Raw genomic sequence first — 24,677 nt, forward strand, 5'->3', positions numbered from 1 at the left:
TCGCTTTTTTTTCGCTAATAAAAAAACAGCCCCGCAAGGCTGTTTTTTAAACTTACTTTATTTTACTTCTTTTTTAGCGTCGGAAGCAATTTTTTTCGCTTCGTCTTTGCCTTCATCTACTGCTTTTTTTGCTTCATTTTTCGCTTTGTCTGCTGCTTTTTCTACATCGTCTGCAGCGTCTTTTGCTTCGCTTTTTACAGCTTCTGCCGCTTTTTTTGCAGCTTCTTGGTTTTCTTCTTTATTTTGTGAAACGACTTCTTTCACTGCTTTGCTTTGTTTTGAAACTGTATCAGCTAATTTGCCTGATTTGTCTTTTACTACATCTACAAATCCACCAGCGGAATCAACTAATTTATCTTTAGTTCCTTTGGCAACACTGCTGATTTCGATACCTTTTTCGTAAGCAACGTCTTTCCATTGGTTGCTTTTTTCTTTAATTGTATCAACTTGTGTATTCAAGTCTTCGCGTAGTTCTTTACCTGATTTAGGGGCAAATAATAGTGCTGCGGCTGAACCAACAATCGCACCAATTAAACCACCGATTAGAAAATCTTTTGTATTAATACCATCTTTTTCTGCCATGTTAAATCCCTCCAAATTATATTAGAAATTAGATTGTTCTGCTGCTTCTTTTGCAGCTTCTTTCGCTGCTTTATTCGCTTTCATTTTTTCTCTAAAAGAAAGAATCGAATTGCTAATTGAGACAGCTTGAGAAATCTTCGCCTCGTTTTGTTCTACCTTGTTTGTTGCGAGTGTTGCTAGTTCGCGAACAGATTGACTTAATCCTAGTAAAGAAGTTCCAATGTCACCAACTGCATCAAAAACTGGATCCACTTTCGCAACTTTGCCATTGACATCTTCTAGAAGTGTATTGGTCTTATCAAGCAATTTTTGTGATTGTCCTGTAATCCCTTGTACTTCTACGGTTATTTTTTCTAACGATTTAGCTACCTCGTCCATTGTTTGGGAAGTTGATTTTAATGTTTTTCCCAAATAGATGGCAATAACTAAAAGCGCAATTGCGGCAATAAGCGCTGCAATATACAAGATTACTATCATCTATCCACACCTCCATATTCCTTTTTCTATACCCTGAGTATTCCCCTCTAAAACTTTCTTCTCTAATGATCTATGTACAAAATGCAAAAAAGAAAAGGTATTAGCTTCATTTTAGCAAGTAACTGCCGAAAAATAAACTAATAAGAAAGAAACGTGCTAATTTGTTGCAGATGGTTGCTTTTGACGTGATTTGGAGTAAAATAGATACAGGCTGCTTTTTTGCCCATTTTTAGTTAAATTTCAGGGAGGTAACAATATGAGAGATGCAAGAATCGAAAAATTAGCGCATAATTTAATCAACTATTCCGTCAAACTTGGCGCTGGGGAAAAAGTATTAATCGAAAACTTCGGTGTTCAAAAAGAATTAGTGATGGCGTTAGTGGAAGAAGCATACAAAGCTGGCGGTTTCCCGTTCGTGTCATTGAAAGAACCACAAATCGACCGCGCGATGATGCTCGGTGCTAATAGTGAACAATATGCGAAAATTGCTGAATTCGAAGGCAATGTAATGAAAGAAATGGATGCTTACATAGGTTTACGTGCTGGCGATAACATCAACGAAACATCTGACGTACCAGCCGATAAATTAAAAATCAACGGCGAAACAGTTGGCAAAATGCACTCGGATATCCGTGTCAAACAAACAAAATGGGTTGTGCTTCGTTACCCAAGCTCGTCCATGGCACAACTTGCAAAAATGAGCACAGCTGGTTTTGAAGATTTCTATTTTGATGTATGTAACTTAGATTACGGAAAAATGAGCGACGCAATGGATGGCTTAGTAGAACTAATGAACAAAACAGATAAAGTTCACTTAGTAGGCCCAGGAACAGATTTAACATTTAGCATTAAAGATATTCCAGCAATTAAATGTGCCGGAGAAATGAATATTCCAGACGGCGAAGTATTTACTGCGCCAGTTCGTGATTCTATCAATGGAACACTTACGTATAACACACCTTCTCCTTACCAAGGCTTTACGTTTGAAAATGTATCATTCACGTTTAAAGACGGAAAAATTGTGGAAGCGACTGCTAATGATACAGCTCGTATTAACAAAGTGTTAGATACAGATGAAGGTGCGCGCTTTGTTGGCGAATTCGCAATTGGTGTGAACCCATTCATCCACGAACCAATGCAAGACATCCTTTTTGATGAAAAAATCGAAGGCAGTTTCCACTTTACGCCTGGTCAATGTTATGACGAAGCGTTCAATGGCAATCAGTCAGCGATTCACTGGGATCTTGTTAATATTCAACGTGCCGATTACGGTGGCGGCGAAATTTACTTTGACGATGTTCTAATTCGCAAAGATGGCATTTTCGTTCTTCCTGAATTAGCATCGCTTAACCCAGAAAACTTAGTATAAAAAAAGGCGCTTAGGAATTGATCCTAAGCGCTTTTTCATTTAAACAATTGTTTTTTCACCAGGTTGCCAGTTAATCGGGCATAGTCCACCTGTTTGTAATGCTTGTAGTACTCGTAAAACTTCATCGACTTCACGGCCGATATTATTATGGTGAACCACTTCGTATTGAATTTCACCTTTTGGATTGATGATGAAAAGGCCACGTAATGCTACACCCTCTTCTTCAATTAAAACACCGTAATCACTTGCAACTTGGTGATTCGTGTCAGCAGCAAGTGGATAGGATAACTTACCAATTCCGCCTTCTTTAACCGGCGTGTTTGTCCATGCAAGATGCGAATGAATTGTATCAGTTGAAGCACCAATAATACGTGCATTTAATGCATCAAATTCATCTGACCGAGCGGAAATAGCCACGATTTCTGTCGGACAAACAAATGTAAAGTCCATTGGATAGAAAAAGAGAACCGTCCATTTATCATCTTCTATATTTTTTTCTAGACTTACTTTACCAAATGTTTGATTTGGCATAACAGCTTCCATTTCGAATCTTGGAGCTTGTGTGCCTACTAAACGTTCTGCCACTTTTATCCCTCCATTAATTATGTAGTTGTATTTTGCATCACATGATATATTTTAATACACCCAGGAAAGACTGTAAAGCTTTATTTATACTAATTATAAACAAGAAAAAAGCACGCCCAATGATGGACATGCTTTATTTAGTCGTTAATTAATCGCGCTTTTTTTCAAATCAGCAGCTGTGATAACTTCATTATCAAGGACTTTTTCATAGGCAGCTTGGAATTTTTGAACGTCCCCTGCACCCATGAATAAAATAACTGCTTCTGGATATTGTAGTAGCTCTTCTGTATGCTCTTCTTTAATTATATGGTTGCCTTTTGTTTTATGCGCTAAATCAGCAATCGTTAAATTCCCTGTTTTTTCACGCGCGGAACCAAAGATATCACAAAGATATACTTCATCCGCTAAATTTAAGCTATCCGCAAAACCTTGTAAAAATGTGCGAGTTCGTGTAAATGTGTGCGGCTGGAAGACAGCAACTATTTTTTTGTCTGGGTATTTTTGTCTTGCAGCATTGACAGTAGCGCGAATTTCGGATGGGTGATGTGCATAGTCATCAACTAACACTTGATTCGCTTTTTCGGTAATGCTAAATCTTCTTTTGACGCCTTCAAAGGTTTTTAATTCCTTTTTAACTGCTTCCACTGGTAGACCTTCGTAATCGCAAAGCGCGATCACACTTAATGCGTTTAATACATTGTGATCTCCGTAAGCTGGAATTTCAAAAGAACCTAAAAACTCTCCGCGATGATACACGTCGAATTTTGTTCCGGTTGTTTCTTTAATAACATTTTTAGCTTGGAATTCGTTTTCCTCATCGAAGCCAAAGTAAATAATCGGAATATCTAAAGTAAGTTTACGCAATTCAGCATCATCGCCTAGCGCAAACACAGCTTTTTTCACTTGTTTGCCTAGTGTTTCAAACGCGTTAAATACATCATCCACGCTCTTAAAATAATCCGGATGATCCCAATCAATATTTGTCATAATCGCATACGTTGGTTTATATGCAAGGAAATGGCGTTGATATTCGCATGCTTCTAGCGCAAAGTATTCTGCCCCTTTTGTCCCGCTTCCCGTACCGTCACCGATCAAGTAAGAAGTTGGACGAATAGCGCCAACGACATGAGAAAGTAGACCGGTTGTCGACGTTTTACCGTGCGAACCAGTTATTGCAATACTTGTATAGCCATCAATTAATTGACCTAAAAATTTATGATATCGAATCACTGGAAGATCAAGCTCTAATGCGCGCTCAATTTCTTCATGTGTATCTGGAAATGCGTTCCCAGCAATAATTGTTAGGCCTTCTTGAATATTATCAGCCGAAAAAGTCATAATCGGAATTTGCTTTTCTTCTAACGCTTTTTGTGTAAAGAAATATTTATCCACATCACTGCCTTGCACTTGAAAACCTTTATCATGCAGGATTTGAGCAAGTGCACTCATTCCCGACCCTTTTATTCCAACAAAATGATAGATAGTCATTATTTGAACCCCCATTAATTTATCTTGAAGAGGGTGCCTAAAAAAAACATGTTAACTGTTAAGCACCAAGTCTTAACTTTGAAAACAGTATAAAGTCTCCGTTTTCTAGACATCATCTTACGTTCCAATTGTGTTTTATGTTTGAATTCTTAGTTGAGTCAATAATTCACCAGCTTATTATATCACTTTCCATGTAAATAGAAAAATCTTTCAGCGAATATAAGCGAAATTACTCATGAAAACAGCCTTATTTTGTAAAACTAATTAAGTAATGTGTTAGTTTAGTACTACAAAATTAAGATTCTTTGTTTCTCAGTTTAGCTAATTGGTCCTTTGTAATGATAACATCTCGCGGCTTGGAACCATTTATTCCGGAAACGATTTGATGATCTTCCAGTGCTTCCATTAATCTCGCCGCACGGTTGTAACCGATTCTAAAATGTCTTTGTAGCAGAGATGTTGACGCAGCATTTTGGCTTAAAACAAAGTCACATGCCTCTTCAAATAGTTCATCGGTATTTTCTTTTACGGATTCTTTTACAAGTAATTCTTGTTCTTCAAAGATATACTCCGCCTCACCTTGGCTTCGCACATGAGCAACGACAGCATCAATTTCTTCATCACTAACAAATGTTCCTTGTAAACGGACTGGCTTACTTGCGCCGCTTGGTAAGAAGAGCATGTCCCCTTTTCCAAGTAGTTTTTCTGCCCCACTTGCATCGAGAATCGTTCTAGAGTCGATTTGAGACGATACAGAGAACGAAACACGTGTCGGGATGTTCGCCTTAATAAGACCTGTAATGACGTCTACAGAGGGGCGCTGTGTCGCTACAATCATATGAATACCACAAGCTCTTGCTTTTTGAGCGATACGGCTAATAGATTCTTCTACATCGTTTGGCGCAACCATCATTAAATCAGCTAATTCATCAATCACAATTAAAATATAAGGTAATTTTTCTCCCGTATGATCTGGGTGACTAGCATATTCGTTATATTTCTCCATGTTTCTAACACCCGTATGGCTAAACAGTTGATAACGGCGTTCCATTTCTTCTACTGCCCATTTTAAAGCGACTGTAGCTGCTTTGGCGTCCGTAATTACTGGGCTCACAAGATGCGGAATTCGGTTATACGGAGCTAGTTCTACCATTTTCGGGTCAATTAAGAGTAGTTTTAATTGGTCTGGTGTTGCTTTGTACAATAAGCTTACTAGCAATGAATTGATACAAACACTTTTTCCTGATCCTGTTGCTCCGGCAATTAAACCGTGTGGCATTTTTTGCAAATCAGTAATAATTGGCGTTCCAGAAATATCTAATCCTAGTGCGGCTGTTAGTGGCGACTCGGATGATTGGAAAGCTTCTGTATTCATCAATTCAGAAAGCATTACTGGGCGGCTCGTTTGATTAGGAATTTCAATCCCTACTGTACTTTTACCAGGTATCGGCGCCTCAATACGAATATCTTTCGCTGCTAAACTTAATTTAATATCGTCGGTCAAATTAGTAATTTTGCTCACTTTTACGCCTTTTTCAGGTTGAACTTCAAACCTTGTCACGGCTGGTCCTTGTGTCCGATTAACAACACTTGCATGAACATTGAAATTTTCTAATGTTTCATCTAGCATTTCTTGCTGCATTTGAAGCCAAGAATCATCTTCGCGTTTCGATACTGGCGGATGGAGCAAGCCAAATGACGGAAACTCGTAGTTACTTGGATAAGTTGCTGTCACAGGTTGGGCTTGTTGCGTTACGGTTGGCTGAACTCGTTCTGTTACAACTGGTTGGGCTTCTATTGTTGCTGATTTTTCTGAGACAACTTCATGTACATCTTCTTTTTGGAGTGCTTGTTTATCTTTTTTCACCATCATAACATTAAATGGAATTCTGCTTTTCAACATTTGTTCTTGTCGACTAGATTCCACTTGCGCACTTCTGGTAGGTGGTGTCGTTTGCGTCGGTTCCTCTGTAATTAAAGAAACTCGTTCTGGTTCTACTGGTTCAGAAATCGGCGCTACTTCGATTGGTTCCGGCTCTGAAACAATCACTTCTTCTGACGTTGCTACAACTTCTTCTGGGAATTCTGCTTCTAATTGACGGTCTAATTCCACATCAAGCGCAATTGTTTCCGCTTCAGCTGATTCTAATAAATCAACTGGCGCGATGGTTAAATCTTCTTGTATCTCCGTAATTTCTTCCGCTTCTGAAACAGCAAATTCAAATTTACTTGGTCGTTTTTTAAAGGCATAGACAGGCGAAGGAACATCTGTCGCAGTAAAAGGTCTTTTTCTTGTTTCCGTTTTTACTGGTTGCGATTTTTCCGCTACTTGTCGTTCTGTTATTGGTTGTTTTTTTGGTTGAATTGGTTGGCTTACTTGTTTATCTGGAATTAGCGGGAAACGAAATTCACCTTTTGGATACTGATATACCATCTGTGTTTTCATTTGCCGTTTTACTGCTTGTACTGGCTTTTGTTTTGGTACTGTTTTATATGCAACTGGTCGCTCGTTTCTTATAGTACGTTCTTTTGTTTTAATTGCTGTCACATTTGATTTCGGTACTACTTCTGGAGCACGTTGTTTTACTTGTTTTTCTACTTTTCTAGAAGACGTATCTTCGTATGTATCTATTTCTTCGTCCATATCGCCAAAGAAAAAATCTTTAAACCATCCCATTCATTATCACCCTAAATTTAATTTTCTTGTTTGATTTTAACAGACAAAAACAAAATAATCTATGACAAAATTGTGAATTCGCTATTTTTCGAAGCATATTCGTTATAATACCTTGGTAATACTAGGTTTAAACCTGATATAAGTTTTTGTTATAGCTTGAAATTTATTCCGTTTTTGTACGATTTATACATATTTTGTATACAATTAACAACAAATAGTTCTACTTTCATCTTGATTTCACAATATATGAAATTAAGCAATATAAAAAGCGCCCAATATAGTATTGGACGCTTAAAAATAATCATTTATTTAGAAATTAACCGAAAATTCTTCCCCCGGTGTAGCTGAATCTTCCAGAACAAGAATACCTTTTTCAGCAGGTGCATCAGGAATCGCAAGTTCGCGAGCGGCACATACCATACCAAAAGAATCTTCCCCTCGCAGGTTAGATGGTTTAATAATCAAACCACTCGGCATAACTGCACCGATTTTAGCAACAACTACTTTTTGTCCAGCTTCAATGTTCGGGGCACCACATACAATTTGCAGCACTTCTTCCCCTACATTAATCTGGCATACATTTAATTTGTCTGCATTAGGATGTTTTTCTTTCGATTCCACATAACCAACGACAAACTTAGGAGATAAATCAGCAACGATTTCAGGTTCAAATCCCGCTTTTTCGATTACTCGATTCATTAACGCAACTAATTCTTCCGTTAATTCCACTTTCCCATTCGCTGTAATATCAAAGTATTTGGAGCTGTTAAAAATATTGAAGCCCGCTACTTCTTTTGTTTCGCGATCAAAAATGCGAGCCACGTCACCACGACGCTCCCATTCACGATTTTCAAATGTTACTTCGCCAGTTTCGATTAGTAGAGTGTCCCCTACCCCTTTTTCATTATAAAATGCGTTTACTATCACGTCTTCTACTCCTTTAATCTGTTTTTTGCCATTATAAATATCGGTTCAAGTTTACCATTATTATAGACAAATGGCAAAGAGGTAATTGGTACGAGCCCATCCGCAAAGAAATCCATCGTCATATGCGCTAAAACGTCGTAACCGGTATTATCTTGAATATCACCAATAATTAAGACATCTTGATGCGGTACGGCTAGCACCATTTCACCCGTTAGTTTCTCGCGCATTTCACGGAGAAACGCCTCATTTAGCAAGCGGCTTGCATCGTAACCATCATTTGTACGCACGAAATAAAAATCGTTACCGTTGACCGAATCTTTTTTCAGCGGAATCTCTAGTTTAGCTAGATTACGGAAAGCAGCTTCTTTTATTTCTTTGTGTGTTAAATTCGCTTTTTCAAGCATATTTTCTTCGATGAAACGATATGATTTCCCTAAATCGAACGCATAGAAAATTTTTGTTTCTGCTGTGTGCTCATCCGTTAACAACACTTCCCCTGCTTTCGTTTTACTAGGGAATGAAGTCGCACGGACAACCGGGTAGATATTCGACTTATTCGTTTGAAGGTCGACATTTCCCGCAGCAGCTCGAAAACCTTCTTCAACATAATATACTATTTTTTCAATCGCAGCATCTCCATCGTTTTCGTAGTTCGCGATGATTTGCGGGATTGTTAGCGTTACTTTTTTGCCATCTTGTGTAACCGAAAGTGCGTCATTATCTCGATTGTACGAAAACCACCGATTCGGCGCAGCTAGTTCTTTTTCTAGTCGTTCTTTCATTTTCAGCGTGGTCATTTTCGCCATAGGTGCCTCCCCTTTCATAAAAAGCTGTCACTTTTTATATTGCAGCTAGGAAATCATTAATTTCTTCTTTTGTTTTTCTATCTTTGCTCACGAAACGCCCTACTTCTTCACCGTCTTCAAACGCTAGAAAACTAGGGATTCCAAAAATCGCTAAATCAGCGCATAAATCAATGAATTCATCTCGATCAACGTGATAAAAAGTGAAGTCTTCGTTTTCCGCTTCAATTTCCGGCATTACTGGTTCAATGTATTTACAGTCGCCACACCAATCAGCGCTAAACATGAAGACAGACTTACCTTCTGATTTGATATCGTTAAATTGTTCTACCGATTCCAAGTTTTTCATTTTGATCCGCTCCTTTTTGTTTCATTCTAGTTAAATCCTAACTTTTAGCACGACTTTCGTCCAGAATAACGCTCATGAAAAAAGTCCGGCCCATTTAAGAGCCAAACCTTTCACCTTACCTTAGAGCGCGCTTTTTTCTTTTCTAAATAATCACCCACATAACCAAAAACCAAGGTCATCAAGCCCGCGATTAAAGTGGTGATTACCCAGCCAAGTTCTGCATCGCGAAAATACGGCATATGAGTTGCATAGCCTACTAGTGATACTAAACTCGCTGCCAAAAGCAACCAACCAACTAGCAATACCGGTTTTTTCATTATTTTACGCATTGTTTTTAATAGTTTCAAAAGTTGTTTTATCCAAACCACGAATAAGCGTTGTAATCATTTCTTTCGCAGCAGCGTAGTCATCCACATGTAAAATCGAGTTGGATGAGTGAATATATCTAGCCGGAACACCGATTACTGCACTTGGAATCCCACTTAATGATGTGTGCACTTTACCAGCATCCGTACCACCAGGAGAAACGAAATATTGGTATGGAATTTTATTCGTTTCCGCTGTGTCTAGTAAAAATTCACGCATACCGCGGTGCATAATCATCGTCCGATCAAAAATGCGTAATAAGAAACCTTGTCCAATTTGACCAAATTGCGATTTATTTCCAGTTGTATCGTTGGCAGGACTGGCATCTAGCGCGAAGAATAAATCTGGTTTAATCATGTTAGCACTAACACCAGCCCCGCGAAGTCCAACCTCTTCTTGTACGTTAGCTCCAGCAAAAAGTGTATTTGGTAATGATTCACCTTTTAATTCTTTCATAAGTTCGATTGCAAGACCAACGCCGTAACGATTATCCCATGCTTTTGCTAAAATTTTCTTCGGATTGGCAAGTGGTGTGAATTCTGCTACCGGAACGATAAATTGCCCAGGTTTAATACCGATTTTTTCTGCATCCGCTTTATCATCTGCACCAATATCAATCAGCAAGTTTTTAGGATCTGTCGGTTTGCTACGTTCTGCTTCCGATAATAAATGTGGCGGAACAGATGCAACTACGCCAATTACTGGACCATTCGGCGCCATAATTTGCACTCGTTGTGCTTGTAAAACTTGTGGATTCCAACCACCGATTGTTTGAAAACGGATTAAACCATTGTCCGTAATTTGCGTGACCATAAAGCCAACTTCATCCATATGAGCCGCAACAAGCACACGCGGGCCCTCTTCTGCTCCGTGACGCACGCCAAAAATGCCACCTAAGCCATCTTGAATAATTTCATCGGAAACTGGTTCAAGTTCTTTTCGCATAAAAGCACGAATTCGATGTTCATCGCCCGAAGTCCCTTGAAGTTCCGTTAATTCTTTAAACATTGCTAACGTTTCTTTTTCCATTAATAATCATCTCTTTCCGTCTGAAATCTCTCTTATTATAGCAAATAATATCTGTTTCCGCTCGCCTCACTTCTCCATTTTTCGGAAAGCGCGTTCAAAAATCCTTTTATAATCAAAAATTTGTAGTATAATGATTAAAAGAGATGTTCCGAGGAGCATCTTTTAAAAAGAATAGGAAACACTAGGGAGGAAAAGCGATGAACTGGAAAGCTTTCATTGCAGGCGTTGGAGCAGGAGCGGCGGCTGGACACCTTGTTTATCATTATTTACTTAGCGATAAAACAATTTCAGGGGATGTCATCTTAGAGAATGTCAAAGATGCATTCAAACAAGAAGGACCAATTGAAGGTTCTTGGATTCAACTTAAAAAGCAACATTACAAAAAATTCGCGATTGACACTTTCGTTTACCACGGCGGAATTACATGTATTCGCGAAGGCGAGAAAAAGCAATTTGAATTTATCGCAGACGCTAACACAGGAACAATCATTGATGTATATTTAGCATAAAATTAAAAACGACTACCCATTTTTGGGAGTCGTTTTTTTAACGGATAAAACTATCGATTTTCTTTTTGATGATCGCTTCATCCGTTTCGCCTTGTTCGATTAATTCTTTCATTTGCTCGGTATAAATTAGTTTTGCAGCGGCGTCCATCGCTTTTTTCACCGCAGCTATTTGTTGCATAATCGTTTCTAAATCACGTTCGTCTTCTGTCATGTTTTTGATTGAACGCACGTGTCCTTCTATCTTAGCAAACCTCGTTACTAATGCTTTCTTTTGATCGCTGTCCATATATACCCCCATATAGTATATTTACTTACAACCCCCTACCCAGGTTGCCTTTTTGGCTTTATTTAATGCTTTTCAACTTATATAATACCACAAAATAAAAATACCCTCAAAAAAAGAAGCGGGATTACCGCTTCTTAATTTCGATATGCTATTTTCAATTCGGATTCGACTTCCCCATTTTCGCCAATTTTAACTGCTCGAAATCTTGCATCATGGTAGGATAAAAACCAGTAATTTTGCCCGAAAGTCTGTTTGAAAATTGTCTGTTTCGCGGAAATAGATGTCATTGGATAATCATCATAAGCAGTTACCCAAAGGACATTTTGATGCGCGAATGTCGGGAAAATATCCGCCATATGAATCGCCTTCTCGCCGTCCGACTCGAACCAAATGACAGAATGCCCGTTGCTATGTCCGCCAGTATGGGTCATTTTGATTGCATCATCAAACACTTTTTCTTGTGTAAATGTGCGAACTTGTCCTTCTATCGCTTTCCAGTTTTCTTGCCAATAAGTTGCTTTTGAACGAATATTAGGGTGACACATTTCATCCCACTCCACCTCCGAAGTCCAAATTTCCGCATTCGGGAAAATCGAGTAATAATCGCCCTCTTTTGATATACCAGTGAGGCCTAACACATGATCAAAATGTAAATGTGTCATTAAAACATAATCGATATCTTCTGGAGCAATACCTAATTCGGCCAAGTCTTCCAGCACAAATGATTCTTCTGTCACGCCATAATTACGCTTTTGCTTTTCGGTTAATCGACCGTTCCCTAGCCCACTATCGATTAGATAATTTTTTCCTAAATACTGAAAAAACATGGGATCGGTTACGTTAGCCAGTTGATTTTTTTCATTTGCTGGATATTTTTTCTCCCACAAAGGTTTTGGCACAACGCCGAACATTGCCCCGCCATCAAAATGAGTATAACCGCCACGCAACCAATAGATGTTGATTTCTCCAATTTGAATGGAATCCACTTTTAACGCCCCCTCAAAAAATAAAAACCAGATGCAGCAGATGCACCTGGTTATCCTAGTTAATTTCTATCAAATTTTGCTTCAAGACGATAGATCGGGAATCCTTTCGCTGAAAATTTTTCTTCGTATTCAGTTTTGATATTCCCTTCGTAATCGCTGTTATGCAAATCAAGTGAAACGAATGTTAGTAACATGTTGTATTCTGAAAATGCCACTAACGAATATTCGAATAAACTACGGTTATCGGTTTTGAAATGAATCTCCCCCGCTTTTGGTAACAGTCGTTCATAAATCGTTAAGAATGTCGGATTTGTTAAGCGACGTTTTGTATGGCGCTTTTTCGGCCATGGATCAGAGAAATTTAAATAAATTTGTGCAATTTCTCCTTTTTCGAAGCATTCTTCTAGTAATTTTGCATCTCTTGCAACAAGGCGCAAATTAGGAACGTCTGCTTCGATTGCTTTATCCAGCGCAGAAACGAGGACACTTTCAATCATTTCGATACCAATATAATTGATTTCCGGATTCGCTTTTGCCATGCCACTAATAAATTGACCTTTACCAGAACCGATTTCGATATGAATAGGATTATTATTGCCAAACACTTCTTGCCAACGACCTTTAAAATCTTCTGGGTTTTTGATGTAAATTGCTGGAAATTCTTCCAAACGATCTTTTGCCCATGGTTTATGTTTTACACGCATCTTTCTTTACACCTCATCATCTTCTATTGCATTTTGAAAAATTTGTTTTGCTCGTTCATTTGCTTCATCGGATTGGTCCGTTGTAAGTTGCATCACTGTTTGGCAAATGGTGTACCACTTTAATTTGCGATGTAATTCAACCGTTAGCGTGGTGCCGTAATTAGCTAGCCAGCGCTCCCAATCTTTTCGCGGAATGTATTGATACAAAATCATGCCGATATCGTTCGCGGCATCAGCAAGCATCGCGCCATCCCAATCGACAAGAAACAGTTCATTTTCCTCAGAAATAATCCAATTATTATGATTAACATCCCCGTGACAAACGACGTAATCAGTCGTTTCCACTACAGGAATATTTGCTTCTAAATAGTGAATCGCTGCTGTTATTTCTTCCGTAGTATCTTCTGTTCCAGCTTTTACAAGTTTCAACAGTTGATCCGCCGAAAAATAGCAGTTTTCGATTTTGGCTAGCATATGTTGCAAGTTTTCTGATTGATGGATTTTGGCTAATAGTTGTGCCACTCTTGGTCCAACCATTTCTTCACGCGTTAAAATATGGCAATTGACCCATTTTTGCGCAGTGATGACATCGCCATTCTCCACCCGTCTCGTCCAAACTAGCTTCGGTACAATGTTTTCTACGGAAAGCGCAGCTAAAAAAGGCGAAGAATTTCTTTTTAAAAAGAATTTTTCGTCTTCATGTGTTGCAACGAATGCTTGGCCAGTTTCCCCTCCGGCCGGGGCTATGTCATATTCTCTCCCAAAAAAGTCATTTTTCATCTACATGCACACCTTTTACTAGCTCTTTGCAACTTCATTATCCCTCGTTTATTTCACTTCCGAACAAATAGGTAACTATTCATGATTTTACTTCTCTTAGCCTTACTAGTCAAGTCAACATATGTTCGTTCTACACATTTTTTTACAGTTTTACGTTATTTATACAAAAAAAGGACATTCCATACAAGCAGAATGCCCTTTTTCAATTTTTAAGCTTCTTCAGTTTTAGTCACGATTGGTTCCATTGCACTTCTATTTTTTTGAATAAATAACGCTAGGATGCAAGCGACAACGGAAAGAATTCCAGCAACTAAAAAGGCTGTTTCAATTCCGTGGATAAGCACGTGATTCGCAATTTCCGTTTTCGTTTTGCCAATCACATCGGCTGGTCCAAGTTTATCCGCAAAGCTCGCGGCACTTTTGGACATGACAGTAATCAGTGCTGCTGTACCAATCGATCCGGCAACTTGACGCATCGTATTGAACATCGCTGAACCATGGGATGCTAGTTTTAATGGTAGTGAATTGAGTGCCGCCGTTTGTAGTGGCATCATCACCATCGCCATACCCGCCGAACGGATAGTTTGCACGATAATGATAAAAGTTAATGTGGTCGATTCGTCCAGATTTGTAAACATGAATGTCGAACCGGCCATAATAATCAAACCGACTAATGATAAATACTTAGCCCCAAAACGGTCAAACATCACCCCGGTGACCGGAGAAAGTACGGCCGTGACGAGTGCGCCCGGCAAGAGAACCAAGCCTGATTCAAGCGGCGAAAATCCTCTAACAGTTTGCAAGAAAATTGGTAGTAGCAACATTCCGCCAAATAATCCCATCACAACGAAAAAACTAATCGCGGTTGTTAAAGCAAATGTTGGATATTTAAATACTCTAAAGTTAAGCAGTGGTGCTTTGTTGCTTGTTTGATAACGAATAAATATTCCTAATACAACTAGACCCAGAATAATAAAGCCAGCTACTTTCCAAGTGAGCCAATCATGGTCTCCGGCATTACTAAATCCAAGTAACAAGCTTCCGAACCCGACTGTCGACATAATAACACCCAATATGTCGAGTTTCGGGAACGTTCTTTTTCCGACATTTTTAAGTAAGAAAATCGCTACGACAATATCAAGTATCGCGAATGGAATAATAATAAAGAATAAATTGCGCCAATCATATTGTTGCACGATCCAACCAGAAAGCGTCGGGCCAATCGCGGGCGCAAAGTTCATGGCAAGACCAATTAAGCCCATTGCCCGCCCTCTTCGTTCCATTGGGAATAAATTTAATACGACAACGGTTAGTAGCGGCATAACAATCCCGGCACCAATCGCTTGTACCATACGACCAGCAATAAGCATCGTATAATCTGTTGCAAATCCGCCAATCGCTGTACCAATCGCAAAGGTAATCATCGCAAATAAGTAAAGTTGACGCGTTGTAAATCGTTCAATTAAAAAGGCCGTCATCGGAATCATGACACCATTGACTAACATAAATCCAGTCGACAACCATTGCCCTTGACTGGCTGTAATTCCAAAATCTTTCATAATACTTGGTAGCGCGACATTCATCAACGTTTGGTTGAGAATCGTAACAAAGGCGCCCATAAGCATAACAATCAAAATACCATTACGCTTCACTGATGTACTTGCTGCTTTCATATTCAATCTCGTGCACCTTCCCTTTCCAAAATAGTAATAATCTCTTGGTGCATTTCTAGCATTTCTTTCAATCTATCTTCGCCGATTTCTAAGATAGGCTCTAAACGATTAAAGAAAACATGATACGTTTCTGCTGCTTTCGTAGCTCCTTTTTCCGTTAATTCTAAGCTGAGTGCACGGCGGTTCGTTTCATTTCTTGTCCGTTTCAAAAATCCCGCTTTCACTAATCGATCTACAATGCCGGATACCGTACTTTTTCCAAGCTTCATTCGTTCTGCTAATTCACCAAGCGTTAATTCTGACTCTCTTTGTAATTCTCTGATTGCGAGTAATTGTGTCGTTGTAATTTCTCGATTTGCTGCTTCTTCTGCCAACACATGATGCGTTTTTCGTTGTACTTCGCGAAAAGAGAAAATAACCTCTTTCACTAATTTTTCATCCATTGACTTCCCTCCGTACCGTTCGCTTGCAAATATTTCGTATGCGAACTATTAGCCTTTTGAATTATACACCTCAGAAAAAATTTGTCAATTGCTTGAAGCGGCACTTTTCGGACTGAAAGCGGAGCCAACGACGTAGTTGCAACATTTTAAAAAAGTTATATAAATTTTTACATAGGGTGATGGGCAGAAAAAAACCTTCCTAAAAACTAGGAAGGTTTTAACCATTATTTAGCTAATTCAACTTCACCACATGCAGCGACAATTTCTTCTACAAAGTATTGATGTAATTTCGCAGTGATTGGACCGCGTTTACCGTCAGCTACTTGTACACCATCGATATGCGTAACTGGTGTGATTTCAATTGTTGTGCTTGAAATGAAAACTTCATCCGCTTCACGAAGATCCGTTAAAGTGAAATCAGCTTCTTTGACAGGAATACCGTTCTTTTTCGCAACAGCGATAATAACTTGACGAGTAATACCATTCAAGATTAAATTATCTGCAGCATGTGTCCATAACACGCCATCTTTAATAATAGAAACGTTGGAAGCAGAACATTCGGTTACTTGCTCTCCACGGTGCAAAACAGCTTCTAACGCATTTTGTTGATGCGCTTTGTTTTTCGCTAAAATGTTGCCAAGTAAATTCAAGCTCTTAATATCACAGCGTAACCAGCGTACATCTTCTTCTGTGATGACTGGTCCACCTTCTATAAATTGTTGCTCATTTCTTGGTACTTCGCGAGCGGCTGCAGTTAGCACGCCTTCTAATGGGAAATCATCTGGCATTACATGATTACGCGGATTTTGAACTCCACGTGTCACTTGTAAGTATACATTTCCTGTATTAATATTATTTTCGGCAACTAATTTTTCTAATAATTCACGTAACTCTTCTTTAGAATATGGAATAACTAAGTCAATTTTTGCTGCGCTAGCATATAAACGATCAATGTGTTCATTATAAGTGAAGAATTTACCATTATATAGACGAACTACTTCATATACACCATCACCAAACTGATATCCGCGGTCTTCAATGTCAACTGTGGCATCTTCTCTTTCCACTAAATGGTTATTTACTAATACTTTCATCTCGAGTCTCTCCTTGCATAGTTAATTTTTGGAACTGTCTAAAAACTTAATGAAACAAAGAAACTGCCGCAAAACTAAGCTTTGCAGCAGTTAATTTTTTCAATTATAACCCTTACTTCGCTAATTTGTAAAGTGCTTCTGCATAAATTGCTGTAGCTTTTAATAAATCGTCAAAATAGCTGAATTCATCTTTTTGGTGCATCGTGTCTTCACGCCCTGGGAATAGTGCGCCGAACGCTACGCCTGTCTCCATATGACGTGCATAAGTTCCGCCACCGATTGCTAGTAAAGTAGCTTCTTCGCCAGTTTGTTTTGTATACACTTCTTGTAAAGTTTGAATAAGTGGGTGATCTTTTGGTACGAAAAGTGGTTTGGAATCTTCGTAATGTGTATATTGTGCGTTGTACTCATATACCACTGTTTGCATTTTATTTTTCAGTTTGTCCATGTTAGCAGTCACTGGGTAACGGAAATTCAGTCCGTATTTACCGCCTTCTGCTACATCGTAACGAATAACGCCTACGTTCATTGTTAGCTCGCCACTTTCTGCATCTTCATAGCTAATGCCTAGTTTAACGGCACGGGAATCGCCAAACAGATAATCACGACCAAATGTTACGAAATCATTTGCAGCTCCAGTTAATTTAAATTTACCAAGGAAGCCAACTAAATGAAGACCCGCATTTACACCGTTGTTTGGTTCCATCGCATGGGCAGATTTGCCGACGATGTTGATTTTAACGGATTTGCCATTTTCTTCTAAAGTTCCTTCTACTGGATGGTTTGCTAAGAAAGTTTTGAACGCACTTGCTAGTTTGTCGAAGTCTTTTACGTCTTCTAAAATAGCTGTTGCATGGTCAGGAACCATGTTGTAACGTTCGCCTGATTCTACGCTAAGTAAACGGAATGCTGCTTCTCCGCTCGCCTCGCCGTCTTTGAAAGATACGTCTAGTTCAGAGATACCTTTTTCCGCGTGAATGATTGGGAATTCTGCATCTGGAACGAAACCAAGTGTTGGTTGTTCTTCTGTTTCGAAATAGCGTTCTACACAGCTCATACCGCTTTCTTCATCAGAGCCAATGATGATTCTAACACGGCGTGAAAGTGGTAAGCCTAATTCTTTAATAATTTTAAGTGCGTAATAACCAGCGATTGTTGGGCCTTTATCGTCCGCAACTCCGCGAGCGTATAATTTGCCATCGCGTAAAGTTGGTTCGAATGGTCCGTTTGTCCAGCCGTCACCAACAGGAACAACATCCACATGTCCTAAAACACCAACTAGTTCTTCGCCTTGACCGTATTCAAGGTGTCCTGCTACGTTTCCAACTTCTTTCGTAGCGAAGCCATCTTTTTTACCTAATTCGATCATATAGTCGAGTGCGCGTTTCACGTCCGGTCCAAACGGCGCATCTTCTGTTTTTTTACTGTCATCGCGAACACTTGGAATGCGAAGAAGCCCTTTTAAATCTTCTAGGAAATCATCTTTGCGTGATTCCACTTCTTTTTGCCAATTAATTTCTGTCATAATTGTTATTCCCTCCTTCAAACTTATCTTCTCTATTGTAAACTGTTTTTACGTAGCTTGGAAGCCGTAACTACCTATTTTCTCATAAAACCTTTAATTGCTTCAAAATCCCAACGTTCCATCCGCGAAGAAAAAACGATATCGATGACGTTTAAGCTTTCTTTTTCTAGTGGTAAAAAGCGATATTCTTCGTGTTCATCGGATAATTCGATTTCGCCACCTTCTGGCATTTCTACTAAATAAATAACGCCGGTAATTTGGAAGTCCTCATGGAAAAATTCCCACGTATCATATAAAATAAATGGTTGCACTTGTAATTTGGTTTCCTCATAAACCTCTCTAAAAAGGGCTTCTCCGTGTGTTTCACCGTAAGTCATGCGGCCTCCTGGAAGTTCAAACACGTCTCCTTCTACCCCTTTTTTCTTGAGTGCTAAAAACTCTCCGTCTTTTACGATAACTGCTTTTACTGCAGGATATATAGGTTTCATTTTACAAAAGCCTCCTTATCATTTAAGATAAACATGATTTATCTGTTCTTTATTTTACCCGGTTGAGTAGATAAAAGCCAGTGTCATAAGGAGGTTTTACAAAAATGAAGAAAATAACACCGAAAGCAATGTGCGCATGGATTCCAAAACGTGAGGACGAAACACACAAAGGTGACTATGGGCGCGTTTTAATTGTCGCTGGAAACAAACAATTTGGCGGTGCTGCCATTATGGCGGCAGAAGCTTGCGTCAAAAGTGGTGCTGGTTTAACAACGGTTGCCTCTGATAGTGTCAACCGCCCCGCTCTCCAAACAAGAATTCCTGAATGTATGTTTATTGATTATGAAAATATCACGAGTCTAAGCGAACAAATCAGCCAATTTGATACGATTTTAATTGGGCCGGGACTTGGATTAGATGCATATGCCGAAGAAATTTTCCAGTTAGTATTACAAAAATCAACCGAACAGCAGCAAGTGATTATTGACGGTGACGGTATTACTATTTATGCAAAAGGAGAAACGCCCCATCCGGCTGCTAAACTAACTTTCACACCACATGCTGGCGAATGGAAACGGCTAAAAGCATTGGCTCCTGATGCCGAAACACCAACAGATGTTGCGCTTGCGATCGATGCCACCATTGTACTTAAAGGACATCGTACCAAAGTATATTCCGGCGAATCCGCTTGGCAAAATATGTACGGCACACCGGCAATGGCAACTGGCGGTATGGGCGATACGCTGGCCGGAACGATTTGCGGATTGATGGCACAAACAGAAAAGCCAATTACTGGCACGCTAGCCGCAGTCTTTTTACACAGCTATATCGGTGAAATTTTAGCTAAAAAACGCTATGTAGTACTTCCAACGGAGATTGCCGAAGAATTACCAACTTATTTGAAAATTTTTAGCGAAACTGACGAGCATGCTTAATCAAAAAATCCTCCCTTTTTTATGAAAGAGAGGATTTTTTTCTATGCTTTTTTAAATTTACTAGCCCATAAAGCTAATTTTTCATTCCAAATAAAGTAACAACCGATGCCGCTGAAAAGTGCTGCACTACCGATTAAGAATCCTGCGACAACATCACTTGGAAAATGAACACCTAAGTAAACGCGGGAATACATGATGAAAATAACAAGGCCCAGCGCAAGAATGCCAATCGTTATACGAAGCCATCTGCGGCTAACATACAGAATTAACAAGAAAGCGAGCATTCCGTAAAAAACGGTAGACCCTGTAGAGTGTCCACTCGGAAAACTAAATCCGCCTTGTTCGATTAATTTATACGTAGGTCTTGGTCGTTGAACGATATTTTTAATAATGGAAGGAATCAGCGCGCCACCAATTAAAACTATGCCGCCAAACCAAATCGCCAGATCTACTTTTCGCATCAAAACAAACACAATAATCACGATTACAGTCAAAATACAAATGGTCGCTACCCCACCAATATCCGTTAAATATGAAATCACAGTCGTTTTCGTATCCGTAATACCAGTGCGAATAATACTATTCCAATAATCATCAAAACGTTGAATCCATTTTGCCCCGGTCATAACGCCAGTCATAAAGAAAATAAATCCAAGGAGGGCGATACCGCTAATAATAAATGGTGTTTTTTTCATACAATCCTCCTAGCGAATTCTTAGTTTTTCACGTAATCTCGTTCCGCGCGGTCCAAATAATTTGTCAGACAAGTGTAGTTTGAATGCCATGTAGCCATAGAAAATCGCGCCGATTCCACCACAAACGATGGTAATGATTAACGCAGGGATTTTCCGATCCGTTGAAACAAAATTGCCCATGAATAGATAAAGTACAATAACCACAAGCCCCATTAAAGCTGTCATTCCAAAGAAAAGCACCGTTCGTCGCAAAATAATTTTGAACGAGAAACGAACATATTTCTTAATAATAAGTAGCATGAAAATACAAGAGACCGCGTAACCAATTCCAGTGGCAATAATCGACCCTTTTGCTTCAAACAGCATGATTAATGGCATTTGTAGCACCGATTTTGCAAGTAAACCGAGTAATAAACCAAGTACCGTAAAGCGTTGTTCATCAATCCCTTGAAGGACTGCCGCAGAAACACTAAATAGCGAGAACAAAATCGCAATTGGCGCAAACAGTTGTAATAGTTCGGTTCCGTTATCACTAGGCGCGAAAAATACGGTAAATAATGGTCTTGCTAGCATCGCAATACCGAAACAAGCAGGAATTGTTAAAAATAATAAAATTTGGAAAACGTCATTTAGTTGGCGTTTCACTTGGGCATATTCTTTTCGAACATAAGCACCCGTAACCAGTGGAACAAGCGCCATCGAAAACGCAATCGCAAGTGTTCCCGGAATCATAATCAATTTTTGAACGTCAAAGTTAATAATCGCTACATACGAATTCACTAGTTCGGGAGTAATACCAATATATTCCAGTACCCGCCCTAAAGTAAATTGGTCAATCAGTTGATAAAGCGAAGTTGCTGATCCAACAATAATAAAAGGAATTGCCGAAAGAATAATATCTTTATACAGCGTCGGGATCGAAATTTTCACCGTCCCTCTGTCCTCTAAAAGCATTCGGTCAAGTCCTGGTTTTCGTTTGTAAAAATACCATAGTAGTAAAAGTAAACTGGCAAAAGCACCTACAAAAGCAGAGAATGTAGCGATACTAATAGCTGTTACTACATTTCCATCAAGCACGTACATCACAATAAATGTGCCAGCAAGTAAGAACATAATTCGTACAACTTGTTCTAAAACTTGTGATACAGCAGAAGGCCCCATCGAATTATATCCTTGGAAAAAACCTCGAAGTAAACTCATGACTGGAATAATAAGTAAGGCAAAACTAACTGCACGAATAACCTGAATCCCATCTGCTAAACTATAACCGCCTTCCAGCTGCTGCATACGAGCAAGCGTTGGCGCAAGTCCATACATCGCTAGGAAACAGACAATGCCGGAGAAAATCATTAAATATACACCTGTTTTAAATAATCGTCGGCCAACCGCGTATTCTTCCATCGCATTATATTTTGCTATATATTTAGCAACAGCTAGCGGAATCCCAGCAGTCGCAATGCTTAAGAATAATTGATACGGCACATAACCGAAATTATACAGAAGCGCTGGTTCATCTCCTCCAATAATCGCATAAAACGGAATCACATACAATATTCCGAGCACTTTAGAGATTAATGTCCCTAGTGTCAGAATAAATGTTCCTCTGAGCAGTTTTGAACCCATCGTCTAACTTCCTTTACATTAAATTATACATCCTTGTTTACTTTACCATTAACTCTTTTAAAAAAAAAGAACAAACCCAAATAAATCTCGGCTTGTTCTTTACAAAACACTTAAATCAAATGAAGTTTTTTACGAATTTTATACATACGATTGCCAAGAATGTACTTCAACAGCCCTGCTTTTGCAGCTAAAAACGCATAAATATAAGCACCAAATCCAGCGGCAATAAAAACAATTACTAAGGCTGTTAATCTTGCGTGCGGATTTAAAAATAAAATTAACCCTTGATAAATGATCCAGACACTAAGCAGCATCACAGCACTAATCCCAACAATAAGCAGCAGTCTTCGCATAATATATTTAAACGAGTACTTCGCATATTTTTTAATAATCCAGATGGTGAACGTGACCGAAACAATGTAACCAAGCCCAGTCGCTAAGGCGCCACCTTTTGCTCCAAGAAGTAAAATCAATGGCATTTGTAACACTGATTTCGTTAGCAGCCCAAGTAATAAGCTAAGAACGGTGTAACGCTGCTCATCAATCCCTTGCAAAATCGCCGCCGTTACGCTAAATAACGAGAAGAAAATCGCAAATGGTGCAAAAAATTGAAGTAACATTGAACCGTCCGCATTATAACCATAAAAAATCGTATAGAGCGGGTCAGCTAGAATCGCTATTCCAAGACATGCTGGCACGACTAAAAATAACAGTACTTGAAAAACAGCCGTTAAATGGTGATGCACTTCTCGAATTCGTCCTTTATGAAAAGCCGCCGCTACTAACGGAACGAGGGTCATCGAAAACGCTAAGGCTAGTGTTCCCGGAATCATAATAATTTTTTGGACGGAAAAGTTAAAAATGGAAAGTAAGTCTTCCGCTGTTTTCCCTGCCATCCCGTCGTACGTTAAAATGCGCGCAAACGTAAATAAATCAATTTGCTGATAAAGCGACATTGCCATCCCAACAATAATAAACGGCACCGCGGAAATCGAAATTTCTTTTAATAAATGAAAAGTCGATACGCGCAACTTATTGTTACTGCCAGCAATCATTTTTTGAATGCCCGGCTTCCGTTTTCGGTAATACCAGATAAGGCAGACCAAACTGAAAAACGCCCCAACAAAAGCCGCGAAAGTCGCTAAACTCATTGCGGTTACAAGGCTACCATTCAACACATGAAGCACAATATACGTACTCGCAAGTAAAAATACAATTCGTGCTACTTGTTCAATTACTTGTGACACGGCAGATGGTCCCATCGAATGAAACCCTTGGAAATAGCCACGAAGCAAGCTCATGACTGGAATAATAAGCAAGGCAAAACTTACTGCTCGAATAACTGTAGTAATATCCTCGATGCTCGTTCCACCACTGACTTCTTGCATCCCAGCTAAAATGGGCGCAAAAATGTACATCACTAAAAAGCTGACAATCCCCGTAAATAACATTAAATACGTACTGGATTTATATAATCTTTGACTCAAAGCATATTCATTTAACGAATTATACTTCGAAATATATTTGGCAACTGCTAATGGAACGCCAGCTGTCGCGATATTCAAGAAAATTTGGTACGGAACATAACCGTATTGATAGAGAATGGTCGCCTGTTCCCCGCCCGCTATCCAATAAAACGGAATAACATATAAAATCCCTAAAATTTTTGACAGCAAAGTTCCCGCTGTTAATACAGCTGTCCCGCGCATTAATTTTGAACTCATAATTTCTGTTACCTCAATTGATTTTTTCTTTGTAAGTCTGTCTGAATATCTGTTATGTAAAAATCATCCTCCCTTACTTCATGCGTCTCAGATTTAAAATACAAATGACACTTAAAGCAAGTAACACGGCTGGTAAAATGAGCGAAAGAAAGTTCACGCCACTATTAATCATCGATAAAACAACACCAAGAACAGTAAACGCAGCATATAAGTAATACACAATCGGTGAAATGACAATACCTTTTCTCAGTTTGTTAAACGAAAGAAACAAAATAATGGTAAATGCGAGACAAAGTACAGCCATAATCGTTGTCGTCATAATCAAATTTTGAACAACGGCCGTTACACTTGCATTAGCAAGCACTTCCTTTTTTTGTTGTATCGCAAAAAGAGATACAATCGAAAACGAACTTAATACAGTTTGAATAGTCGAAACTACCGCTATTCCTAGTGTGATATTCTTTGTGTTATTGAGCATTCTAGCATGCTCTGGTTTAACTTCAACAGACATCCTTACAACTCCTCTTTAACATTCTATACACCAGACTTTACCATATTTA

General features: G+C 39.0%; 26 protein-coding genes. 3 read left to right on the forward strand and 23 right to left on the reverse strand.

The annotated features are described in order from the left end of the window. Positions 1 to 57 precede the first annotated feature (57 nt). Positions 58 to 582 carry a YtxH domain-containing protein gene (locus HCJ30_RS06860; protein WP_185391497.1) on the reverse strand — a complete coding sequence of 175 codons (525 nt, stop codon included), beginning with the start codon at positions 580 to 582 and terminating at the stop codon, positions 58 to 60. Between the two features lie 21 nt (positions 583 to 603). Further along, positions 604 to 1,059 carry a DUF948 domain-containing protein gene (locus tag HCJ30_RS06865; protein WP_003723567.1) on the reverse strand — a complete coding sequence of 152 codons (456 nt, stop codon included), beginning with the start codon at positions 1,057 to 1,059 and terminating at the stop codon, positions 604 to 606. 256 nt (positions 1,060 to 1,315) lie between these two features. Here HCJ30_RS06865 and HCJ30_RS06870 point away from each other — a divergent pair, with 256 nt between their 5' ends. Beyond that, on the forward strand, positions 1,316 to 2,428 hold the full coding sequence (locus HCJ30_RS06870) for a M29 family aminopeptidase T (protein WP_185391498.1): 1,113 nt from the start codon (positions 1,316 to 1,318) through the stop codon (positions 2,426 to 2,428). Between the two features lie 39 nt (positions 2,429 to 2,467). On the opposite strand, the gene HCJ30_RS06875 is transcribed toward HCJ30_RS06870, so the two are convergent. From HCJ30_RS06875 to HCJ30_RS06910, 8 genes are all read right to left on the reverse strand, one after another. After that, positions 2,468 to 3,013, reverse strand: coding sequence for a peroxiredoxin (locus HCJ30_RS06875; RefSeq protein WP_185391499.1), 546 nt, complete (start codon positions 3,011 to 3,013; stop codon positions 2,468 to 2,470). A gap of 144 nt (positions 3,014 to 3,157) precedes the next feature. Beyond that, entirely contained in the window at positions 3,158 to 4,501 is a 1,344-nt protein-coding gene (murC, locus tag HCJ30_RS06880; RefSeq protein WP_185391500.1) for a UDP-N-acetylmuramate--L-alanine ligase, read from the reverse strand. Between the two features lie 295 nt (positions 4,502 to 4,796). Further along, positions 4,797 to 7,178: a DNA translocase FtsK gene (locus tag HCJ30_RS06885; protein ID WP_185391501.1), complete on the reverse strand. Its 2,382-nt coding sequence runs from the start codon at positions 7,176 to 7,178 to the stop codon at positions 4,797 to 4,799. Between the two features lie 309 nt (positions 7,179 to 7,487). After that, positions 7,488 to 8,105 carry a YtpR family tRNA-binding protein gene (ytpR, locus tag HCJ30_RS06890; RefSeq protein WP_185391502.1) on the reverse strand — a complete coding sequence of 206 codons (618 nt, stop codon included), beginning with the start codon at positions 8,103 to 8,105 and terminating at the stop codon, positions 7,488 to 7,490. A 5-nt stretch (positions 8,106 to 8,110) separates the two neighbouring features. Continuing rightward, on the reverse strand, positions 8,111 to 8,911 hold the full coding sequence (locus HCJ30_RS06895) for a DUF1444 domain-containing protein (RefSeq protein WP_185391503.1): 801 nt from the start codon (positions 8,909 to 8,911) through the stop codon (positions 8,111 to 8,113). Positions 8,912 to 8,945: 34 nt separating this feature from the next. Further along, positions 8,946 to 9,257 (reverse strand): thioredoxin family protein, encoded by a 312-nt coding sequence (locus HCJ30_RS06900; protein WP_185391504.1) that lies wholly within the window; start codon positions 9,255 to 9,257, stop codon positions 8,946 to 8,948. 110 nt (positions 9,258 to 9,367) lie between these two features. Then, complete coding sequence (locus tag HCJ30_RS06905) at positions 9,368 to 9,586, reverse strand: hypothetical protein (RefSeq protein WP_185391604.1); 219 nt, start codon at positions 9,584 to 9,586, stop codon at positions 9,368 to 9,370. Then, positions 9,579 to 10,652 (reverse strand): M42 family metallopeptidase, encoded by a 1,074-nt coding sequence (locus HCJ30_RS06910; protein ID WP_185391505.1) that lies wholly within the window; start codon positions 10,650 to 10,652, stop codon positions 9,579 to 9,581. Before HCJ30_RS06910 ends, HCJ30_RS06905 begins: the two co-directional genes overlap by 8 nt. 197 nt (positions 10,653 to 10,849) lie before the next feature. Here HCJ30_RS06910 and HCJ30_RS06915 point away from each other — a divergent pair, with 197 nt between their 5' ends. Then, on the forward strand, positions 10,850 to 11,161 hold the full coding sequence (locus HCJ30_RS06915) for a PepSY domain-containing protein (RefSeq protein ID WP_185391506.1): 312 nt from the start codon (positions 10,850 to 10,852) through the stop codon (positions 11,159 to 11,161). A 37-nt stretch (positions 11,162 to 11,198) separates the two neighbouring features. On the opposite strand, the gene HCJ30_RS06920 is transcribed toward HCJ30_RS06915, so the two are convergent. The 9 genes from HCJ30_RS06920 to HCJ30_RS06960 form a co-directional block, all read right to left on the reverse strand. Next, a complete protein-coding gene (locus HCJ30_RS06920; RefSeq protein ID WP_185391507.1) occupies positions 11,199 to 11,447 on the reverse strand; it encodes a metal-sensitive transcriptional regulator in 249 nt (82 codons plus the stop codon). A gap of 134 nt (positions 11,448 to 11,581) precedes the next feature. After that, the gene (locus HCJ30_RS06925; protein ID WP_185391508.1) at positions 11,582 to 12,433 is read right to left on the reverse strand and encodes a YtnP family quorum-quenching lactonase; all 852 of its coding nucleotides are present in this window, start codon (positions 12,431 to 12,433) and stop codon (positions 11,582 to 11,584) included. A 59-nt stretch (positions 12,434 to 12,492) separates the two neighbouring features. Next, complete coding sequence (gene trmB, locus HCJ30_RS06930; protein WP_011702415.1) at positions 12,493 to 13,137, reverse strand: tRNA (guanosine(46)-N7)-methyltransferase TrmB; 645 nt, start codon at positions 13,135 to 13,137, stop codon at positions 12,493 to 12,495. Positions 13,138 to 13,143: 6 nt separating this feature from the next. Then, positions 13,144 to 13,917, reverse strand: a complete 774-nt coding sequence (locus HCJ30_RS06935) for a phosphotransferase family protein (RefSeq protein ID WP_185391509.1) — start codon at positions 13,915 to 13,917, stop codon at positions 13,144 to 13,146. Positions 13,918 to 14,126: 209 nt separating this feature from the next. Further along, the gene (gene mdrM / locus HCJ30_RS06940; RefSeq protein ID WP_185391510.1) at positions 14,127 to 15,596 is read right to left on the reverse strand and encodes a multidrug efflux MFS transporter MdrM; all 1,470 of its coding nucleotides are present in this window, start codon (positions 15,594 to 15,596) and stop codon (positions 14,127 to 14,129) included. Then, the gene (locus tag HCJ30_RS06945; RefSeq protein ID WP_008947981.1) at positions 15,593 to 16,033 is read right to left on the reverse strand and encodes a MarR family winged helix-turn-helix transcriptional regulator; all 441 of its coding nucleotides are present in this window, start codon (positions 16,031 to 16,033) and stop codon (positions 15,593 to 15,595) included. The genes mdrM and HCJ30_RS06945 overlap by 4 nt, the downstream gene beginning before the upstream one ends. A gap of 224 nt (positions 16,034 to 16,257) precedes the next feature. Continuing rightward, positions 16,258 to 17,127, reverse strand: a complete 870-nt coding sequence (gene dat, locus HCJ30_RS06950) for a D-amino-acid transaminase (RefSeq protein ID WP_185391511.1) — start codon at positions 17,125 to 17,127, stop codon at positions 16,258 to 16,260. A gap of 112 nt (positions 17,128 to 17,239) precedes the next feature. Further along, on the reverse strand, positions 17,240 to 18,652 hold the full coding sequence (gene pepV / locus HCJ30_RS06955; protein WP_185391512.1) for a dipeptidase PepV: 1,413 nt from the start codon (positions 18,650 to 18,652) through the stop codon (positions 17,240 to 17,242). Positions 18,653 to 18,726: 74 nt separating this feature from the next. Beyond that, positions 18,727 to 19,140, reverse strand: a complete 414-nt coding sequence (locus HCJ30_RS06960; RefSeq protein WP_185391513.1) for an NUDIX hydrolase — start codon at positions 19,138 to 19,140, stop codon at positions 18,727 to 18,729. A gap of 104 nt (positions 19,141 to 19,244) precedes the next feature. Here HCJ30_RS06960 and HCJ30_RS06965 point away from each other — a divergent pair, with 104 nt between their 5' ends. Further along, a complete protein-coding gene (locus HCJ30_RS06965; protein WP_185391514.1) occupies positions 19,245 to 20,075 on the forward strand; it encodes an NAD(P)H-hydrate dehydratase in 831 nt (276 codons plus the stop codon). Positions 20,076 to 20,116: 41 nt separating this feature from the next. Here HCJ30_RS06965 and HCJ30_RS06970 read toward each other — a convergent pair whose 3' ends face one another. The 4 genes from HCJ30_RS06970 to HCJ30_RS06985 form a co-directional block, all read right to left on the reverse strand. After that, the gene (locus HCJ30_RS06970; RefSeq protein ID WP_185391515.1) at positions 20,117 to 20,770 is read right to left on the reverse strand and encodes a phosphatase PAP2 family protein; all 654 of its coding nucleotides are present in this window, start codon (positions 20,768 to 20,770) and stop codon (positions 20,117 to 20,119) included. 9 nt (positions 20,771 to 20,779) lie between these two features. Beyond that, entirely contained in the window at positions 20,780 to 22,393 is a 1,614-nt protein-coding gene (locus HCJ30_RS06975) for a putative polysaccharide biosynthesis protein (RefSeq protein ID WP_185391516.1), read from the reverse strand. 110 nt (positions 22,394 to 22,503) lie between these two features. Next, positions 22,504 to 24,117, reverse strand: a complete 1,614-nt coding sequence (locus HCJ30_RS06980) for a putative polysaccharide biosynthesis protein (protein ID WP_185391517.1) — start codon at positions 24,115 to 24,117, stop codon at positions 22,504 to 22,506. A gap of 73 nt (positions 24,118 to 24,190) precedes the next feature. Continuing rightward, a complete protein-coding gene (locus HCJ30_RS06985; RefSeq protein ID WP_185391518.1) occupies positions 24,191 to 24,628 on the reverse strand; it encodes a hypothetical protein in 438 nt (145 codons plus the stop codon). Positions 24,629 to 24,677 lie beyond the last annotated feature (49 nt).

Source organism: Listeria cossartiae subsp. cossartiae, assembly GCF_014224155.1.
Lineage (GTDB): Bacteria > Bacillota > Bacilli > Lactobacillales > Listeriaceae > Listeria > Listeria cossartiae.